This window comes from Alkalinema pantanalense CENA528 (assembly GCF_050753345.1).
In the GTDB taxonomy this organism is placed as follows: domain Bacteria; phylum Cyanobacteriota; class Cyanobacteriia; order Leptolyngbyales; family Leptolyngbyaceae; genus Alkalinema; species Alkalinema pantanalense.
In genome coordinates, this window is record NZ_JBLZFX010000078.1 from 21,377 (window position 1) to 28,020 (window position 6,644).

Annotated in this window: 7 protein-coding genes; 3 read left to right on the forward strand and 4 right to left on the reverse strand. The window is 46.8% G+C overall.

Annotation, left to right across the window (positions count from 1 at the left end):
* Positions 1-186: 186 nt before the first annotated feature.
* Positions 187-1,071, reverse strand: coding sequence for a polyphosphate kinase 2 family protein (locus tag ACN4EG_RS20400; protein WP_431632030.1), 885 nt, complete (start codon positions 1,069-1,071; stop codon positions 187-189).
* Positions 1,072-1,531: 460 nt separating this feature from the next.
* Between ACN4EG_RS20400 and ACN4EG_RS20405 the strand changes: the two genes are divergently transcribed.
* The gene (locus tag ACN4EG_RS20405; RefSeq protein ID WP_431632031.1) at positions 1,532-2,014 is read left to right on the forward strand and encodes a hypothetical protein; all 483 of its coding nucleotides are present in this window, start codon (positions 1,532-1,534) and stop codon (positions 2,012-2,014) included.
* A 159-nt stretch (positions 2,015-2,173) separates the two neighbouring features.
* On the forward strand, positions 2,174-2,329 hold the full coding sequence (locus ACN4EG_RS20410) for a hypothetical protein (RefSeq protein ID WP_431632032.1): 156 nt from the start codon (positions 2,174-2,176) through the stop codon (positions 2,327-2,329).
* 251 nt (positions 2,330-2,580) lie between these two features.
* Here ACN4EG_RS20410 and ACN4EG_RS20415 read toward each other — a convergent pair whose 3' ends face one another.
* The 3 genes from ACN4EG_RS20415 to ACN4EG_RS20425 form a co-directional block, all read right to left on the reverse strand.
* Positions 2,581-3,777 (reverse strand): RNA-guided endonuclease InsQ/TnpB family protein, encoded by a 1,197-nt coding sequence (locus ACN4EG_RS20415; protein WP_431632033.1) that lies wholly within the window; start codon positions 3,775-3,777, stop codon positions 2,581-2,583.
* Between the two features lie 286 nt (positions 3,778-4,063).
* Positions 4,064-4,435: a hypothetical protein gene (locus ACN4EG_RS20420; protein WP_431632034.1), complete on the reverse strand. Its 372-nt coding sequence runs from the start codon at positions 4,433-4,435 to the stop codon at positions 4,064-4,066.
* A 265-nt stretch (positions 4,436-4,700) separates the two neighbouring features.
* Positions 4,701-5,045, reverse strand: coding sequence for a hypothetical protein (locus ACN4EG_RS20425; RefSeq protein ID WP_431632035.1), 345 nt, complete (start codon positions 5,043-5,045; stop codon positions 4,701-4,703).
* A gap of 386 nt (positions 5,046-5,431) precedes the next feature.
* On the opposite strand from ACN4EG_RS20425, the gene cdf31 reads away from it, so the two are divergent.
* Positions 5,432-6,322 (forward strand): CDF family zinc efflux transporter Cdf31, encoded by an 891-nt coding sequence (gene cdf31 / locus ACN4EG_RS20430; protein ID WP_431632036.1) that lies wholly within the window; start codon positions 5,432-5,434, stop codon positions 6,320-6,322.
* Positions 6,323-6,644: the final 322 nt, after the last annotated feature.

Genomic DNA, 6,644 nt, shown 5'->3' on the forward strand with positions numbered 1-6,644 from the left:
GTATCCAAGCTTCAGAGTGCATCATTCAAACTCATAGGCTATAGGAGGGACAGTTTTGCACAAAACTGTCCCTATTTTTGTGACCTCTATTTCTCATAGAACCTGTCAATTCTGAGAAAGCGATCAGTCTGGCAATCTCAGACGCCTGACACCGAATACTGATTGACCCTGATGAATGTGCCCCATTTAGGGTTCCGCTTCTAACATCGCTTGGGCAGATTTGAGGTGTTTCTGTTGATCATCACTGAGGATTGGATATTTTAAATTCAGTTGTTTCATGCGATCGCACAAAATACTGGCAACCGTTAATCGTGTAAACCATTTGTGATCCGCTGGAATGATATACCACGGTGCAAATTCAGTGCTGGTATGGCGAAACATGTCTTCGTAGGCATGCATGTAGTCATCCCAATACTGGCGCTCTTGCACATCATTGAGGGAAAACTTCCAATTTTTTTCAGGATTCGTGATGCGTTCTAAGAAGCGTTTTTTTTGTTCTTTTTTTGAGACGTTGAGAAAGAACTTAACGACAATGACACCGTTATCAACTAAATATTGTTCAAAGTGATTAATCTCCCGAAAACGCTGTTTCCAAATTCCTTTTCCTTTGGCATCGGGGGGGAGTTGCTGGCGATCGAGCACTTCTGGATGCACCCGCGCCACCAAGACTTCTTCATAGTAGGAACGATTGAAAATACCAATCCGGCCCCGCTCTGGTAAGGCTTTGAACGATCTCCAGAGATAATCGTGATCCAATTCCTCCGCCGAGGGAGCCTTAAAGCTAAATACCTGACAGCCCTGGGGATTGAGCCCAGACATGACATGCTTAATCGTGCCATCCTTCCCAGCCGCATCCATCGCCTGAAAAATCACGAGGAGCGCATAGGTATTCTGCGCATAGAGAATGTCTTGATACTGAGCTAGTTGCTGAATATCCTGTTCTAACTTGCCGATCGCCTGACTTTTATCTAAATAATCCGACGTATAGGCCGGATCAAAATCCCGTCCCAGTTTGATCTTCGTATCCGGAGCAACCATAAATTGGCGAGTTGAAATTTTCAGCGCACTCATAAAACCCACATCCCCGTAACTGCAAAGACAAACCAATGCCAACGATTCAACAAATTCTCACTGTAGTTTTTGCCAGTTTTCTGACTTTAGTATTTGCTGATTTAGTAACGGTTTTCTAGCAACAACTTTCGTAGTCATGGTTTCAGCTTAGTGCGTACCGTCTAAACATCCTATTAACAACCAGGGATTCTTAAGCTTTGGTGTGATTGATCTTCAGGGTCTGGGTCTTCCCAGTTAAGCCATCTACAGGAACAGCCTGACCTTAAGAGCCTAATAGTTCTGTCTTACTCCCCTCGCTTGATCCCCTCAAATGTACAACCCTGTGTACATCCTGTTGCCTTTTCCATTGAGGAGATTTACTAATCGGTAATATTTATTACGAAGATCTGACGATCGACAGAAGCTTGCTTAAATTAGGAAGTATCGCTTTACCACCCTCACTAGACCTGCGGGAGGAGAAATGAGGCAAGCGCTCATTCCACTCACCCTATCTTGCCAGATTGCTGAATCAACGGTTTTTCAACCCCGTCTTCTACGAGTTTTAGGCCAATCATCCCGATTTGCGGGCTGGCTATTAATTACGATCGCCTGCCCCCTCATGATTGGACAATCCGCAGCCCAAGCGTCTGAAGTATTGCATGTCCAATCCCCCTCCGGCCAGCATTGGCTGTGTCGTCCACTCAATCGCCAACTCATTTGCGATCCCGTTACTCCTGCCGCTGTCACTCAATCCAATACACCGTTTCTCCAAATCCCGACCGTCCCCCCTGCCCCCAGCGGTAATTGGACAGATCTCATCCTCCGTGCCATTTACATTGGGATTCCCAGCACCTTTGTTGGCTTCTTTTTCCTTCAATCACTGCAAAACCGACTCCATAAAGCCAAAATGCAAGCCTTCGTCCAACGACTGGAACGGATTTGGCAACAGAGCGCTCAACACTAATGTCTGCTAATGTCATCCTTAGACTTGACTGCTCCAACGGGGTAGAGCGAATACCGTCGCCCTAACGGGAGTGACCTCAAGCAGAGAATCGCATCCTTTCTATTTGCATTATTCCTGGGGTTGGGCATCCCTAGCCATCGGTTACGAATCGGTTTAGAAGTGGCCGCCAGTCGTACGAAGGCATTGGTGAGATTGCCGGACTTCACCGTCCTATCCGAGGAAGGGGAAATCGCGCTGAAGGACGCTAGCCGTTCGATCGTCTTCATGGACGTTCCCCCGCCGTTGCTGGTTGTGGAAGTGGTCTGCGAAGGTTAAGAAAAACGAGACTAACGTTACAAACGATCGGAGTATGGATCACCAGGCATTGCTGAATCTTGGAATCATTGATCCCCTCGCCAAACAGGTAACTCTTCTGGCATAGGTCGAAGGACTGTACGAAGCACGGATCGATCACCCAAGCAGGACGATTCACTTCACCGTTTTGCAAGACTTGGCTCTGACTGTCGATCGCATCTTAGCGGGCAATTGACACTCCCCACCGCATAGGCGGATGGGGATTCTTGGTTCTACGAAGTCACTTGCTCAAGCAGGTTCGCACCAACATGAGTAGAGGTGTCTTCTCCCCAAGCGATTCCCATGTCCAGCATGGAAGTTCCTGTGTGCCCCACAGTACTTAATCCCCGACTCAGGATATTTCTCGCGGCGTTGTGGTCACGATTGAGAACACATCCACACTGACAACTATGCGTCCGTGTCGATAGCCCTTTCTTGACCACTGCGCCGCATTGAGAGCATTCTTGACTTGTTCCGTGAGGAGGTACGGCAATCGTGATCTTGCCAAACACTTTGCCGAAGTATTCCAACCATACGCGGAACTGATACCAAGATGCGTCGTTAATTGACTTGGCAAGACAATGATTCCGCACCATGTTCTTGATTCTCAAGTCTTCATAGGCGACTACATCGTTAGATGTGATTACGCACCGCGCTAACTTTACAGCGTGGTCTTTACGTTGCCTACTTATTTTGAGATAGCGCTTACCTAAAATCTGTCTTGCTTTTCCTCTGTTATTTGACCCCTTAACGCGCTTCGATACGCGCTTCTGAGCCTTTTTTAACCGTCTCTCACCCTTGCGAAGAAAACGCGGATTATCAACGGTTTGATTGTTGCTATCGGTGTAGAAGTCATTCAATCCCACATCTAATCCGATAGCGGTTCCCGATGGTTCGACCGATTCAGCACGGTCAACAGAAATGCAGAACTGGACATAGTAGCCGTCTGCGCGTTTTATCAACCGTACCCGCTTGATTTGGTCAGGTTCATAGAAGTGCAAATCGCGAGTTCCTTTCAGCTTCAATTGACCGATACCGCATTTATCGGTAAAGGTGATTGATTTGCGGTCATTTGCAAGCTTCCATCCAGACGTTTTGTACTCAACTGAGCGACAATCTTTCTGGAATTTGGGAAAGCCTTTCTTGCCGGGAATCCGCTTTTTGCAGTTATCATAGAATCGCGTGATGGCTGACCATGCTCGTTCGGCTGCTGACTGACGAGCCATCGAATTGAGCTGGTTTGCAAAGTCGAATTCTTTAGCCAGTACAGAGCAGTATTTGTTGAGATCAAAGCAAGACTTAGCGCCTCCATCCATCCACAATCGAATCGACTTATTTCGGATGAACTGCGTTACCCGAATCGCTGCGTCAATGGCGTTGAACTGTGGCACTTTGCCGTAAGCCTTGAACTCTAGAACCAGCATGATCATCGACCCAATCACTAATCTTGTGATAGTACACTCGTCATAAGAGGTGTTGAAAGTCTTTCTGCTACGATGCTGAGAGATTGGCGCTACCGCGCCCTCACTATCCATCCCCGCCGGGTAGACGAGCGGGGTATTCCGCGAGCACCGATAAACTAGCAGGCAAACAAATACGTCAGAAACTGGAATATGTTCGAAACTCAGCATGTAAGGTAAGTTTGCGTGAGTCCTTCCTGTCCAAGAATCCCACGCAATCCTCGCCTCAATTAAGTCCTCTAAGTCCTCGCCTCAATTAAGCTCCCGATCGCTGCTCCCGCAGTTTAGATAACTCAGCCCGAATCGCAGATAATTGCGCTGTGAGTTCCTGGAGTTCCGCCTGCACATCAGGAGCCACAGGCACTGCGGTCGTGGTCACCGTTACCCCAGAGGCTGATGGATTTTGCCGCTGTTGCCAAAAGCGATCGACAACCTGTCGGGCTTCCTGCTCCGTCACGGCTCCCTTTTCAATCCATTCCTGGGCCAGTTGCGTCGGATTTGTGGTCAGTTTGTTGAGCGTTTGATTGATTTTTTTGGGATCCTGTACTGCTTCCACGGCGGAGGTTGTTGCACCTAGCGCAGCACGAAACCCTTGTTGGAAGAATTGCAACACAACATCAGTATTCATTGGCTTCATTAAACCTAACCCACCTATACAAATTTTAAGGATGCGACAATTGATCTTAACTGTAAGCGTTAATGAGGATGGATCGCCACAAACAGTTGGGCAACAAAACTGTTTCAAGCAAGAACTGTTTCAAACGGTTCCCAGTTGAAACAAGAACACTTTTAGGAGAGAACTTGGAGAACAAAACACTTCCTAGAAACGCCTACTCATTTCCAGGATAACGGATGCAGATTAACCCTGCTGGTTCTCGATCGCCAGACAAAACTTACCCTTCCGCCTCCAAAAACTGATTTAAGTCTTCCAAGATCTGCATCAATTCCCCCTCAACCCTGACTCGGATCCGATCGTCTCGCAATGTCACTAAGACCTTCGCTGCAAAGGGGGTAGGATAGATATTGGGGTTGCAAAATAGCTCTAAAAATACATCACCGGTATAGCGATACTCCATGGACTTCTGGGGAGCAACTTTTGTCCCCGCAGGCGGTTTATTGGCAGCAACTTTCAAACAATCCATTAATTGGTTGAGAGCCGCTTTCATTTCTAGAGCAGAATCTGGAGTAAAACTAAACCCCACTGAGCCGATCGGTAAGTTCAACGTTAATTGCGCCATAGTACTTCACCAGTCAAGTTTTACAGAATGGAAAGAGAAAGCAATTGTTTAAACATAGCCAGCTTTCCCACCAATCCAGCCATCCAAGTGATTGATATTAATCACAGAACCAAGCATCCAATTAGTTGCTAAATATTCACAACAAAGATTGGCAATCATTGAAAATCATTACTCTCAATTATTTTTTATAATACAGACGTTAATAGAAAAGAATCGTAATTAGAACACAAAAAATAATAGTGACTCAATGGTGACTCAGTAGTTAGAATTGCCAGCTATCAAACCTTAAAATTGTTTTAATAGATGTTGCATGGACTAGACAGATCAAGGTTCTCTCCAGGTTATGCCAATCCCTATTGCTTCGATTATTTACAGGTTAATTGATTATGCTGGTTGATCACCGTAGTACCGTCCGTCGAGTCTTAATCATTACGTTAGTTCTCAACCTGGTAGTGATGGCTATTAAGGTCGGGGTCGGTATCCTCACTGGGTCACTGAGTATTATTGCTGATGCACTCCATAGCCTGACCGACAGTGCTAATAATGTTCTGGGACTATTTGCCAACCAATGGTCTTCCCCAGAGCCCGATCGGGATCATCCCTATGGACACCAAAAATTTGAAGCCGTAGGAGCCTTGGGCATTGCTGCATTTTTAGGGATCGCCTGTTTTGAAATTCTGCAAAGCGCGATCGAACGCATCCTTCATGGAGGTAAAGCCTTACAAATCAGCAGTCAAGAACTCTGGCTGCTCCTACTGGTGTTGGGGATCAATATCTTTGTTGCATTCTACGAACGACGGGAAGGACAACGGGTCAAAAGCGCGTTGCTAATTGCTGATGCCTACCACACCATGAGCGACATTTGGGTCACGATCAGTGTGCTGGCAGGCTTAATTGGGATCTGGGTGTTGGGTTGGCAATGGCTCGATATTGCCTTAGCCTTTCCGGTGGCGATCCTTGTCTTCTGGAGTGGCTGGACAGTTCTGCGCGAGAATTTGCCGTGGTTGGTAGACAGCAGCGCGATCGCCCCTGAAGCAATTTCTGAAATTACGCGATCGATACCGGGCGTGCTCAATGTACATGACATCGCCTCCCGAGGGTTAGTAGGCCGCCAATGCTTTATTGAAATGCACCTCATTGTGAATGCAGATGATGTGGAAACCGCCCATAGTATTACCGAAGCAGTCGAAGCCGCTCTAGAAAAACAGTTTCACCCCGTTCGAGTCATGATTCACCTCGAACCCCGCCGTTACTCTTCCGATAACCTCAGTTATTAACGACCTACTCCATCTCTTCTGCACCCACACTGACAAAAAAAGACTATCCAAAAACCTGTGAAGCAAGCTGCCAGGGTAGCTTGGATAGCCTTAAATATGAGCAAAGAGAATTTGGCATAACCCATTCATCTATGGGCTACTTTATAGCACTAGATGTAGCGTCAAAGCAATCCCCTAATCGGAAGGTGACACATTAACTAGTGGACTGTCAGTTTTCAATTTGTGGATAGAGGCGCTTCAGTCGAATCCGAGCATCGGCAGTAGTAAACTGCCAATCTACTGCCTTTTGCAATTGATTACGTTCAGTGTACCAAGCCTGGGT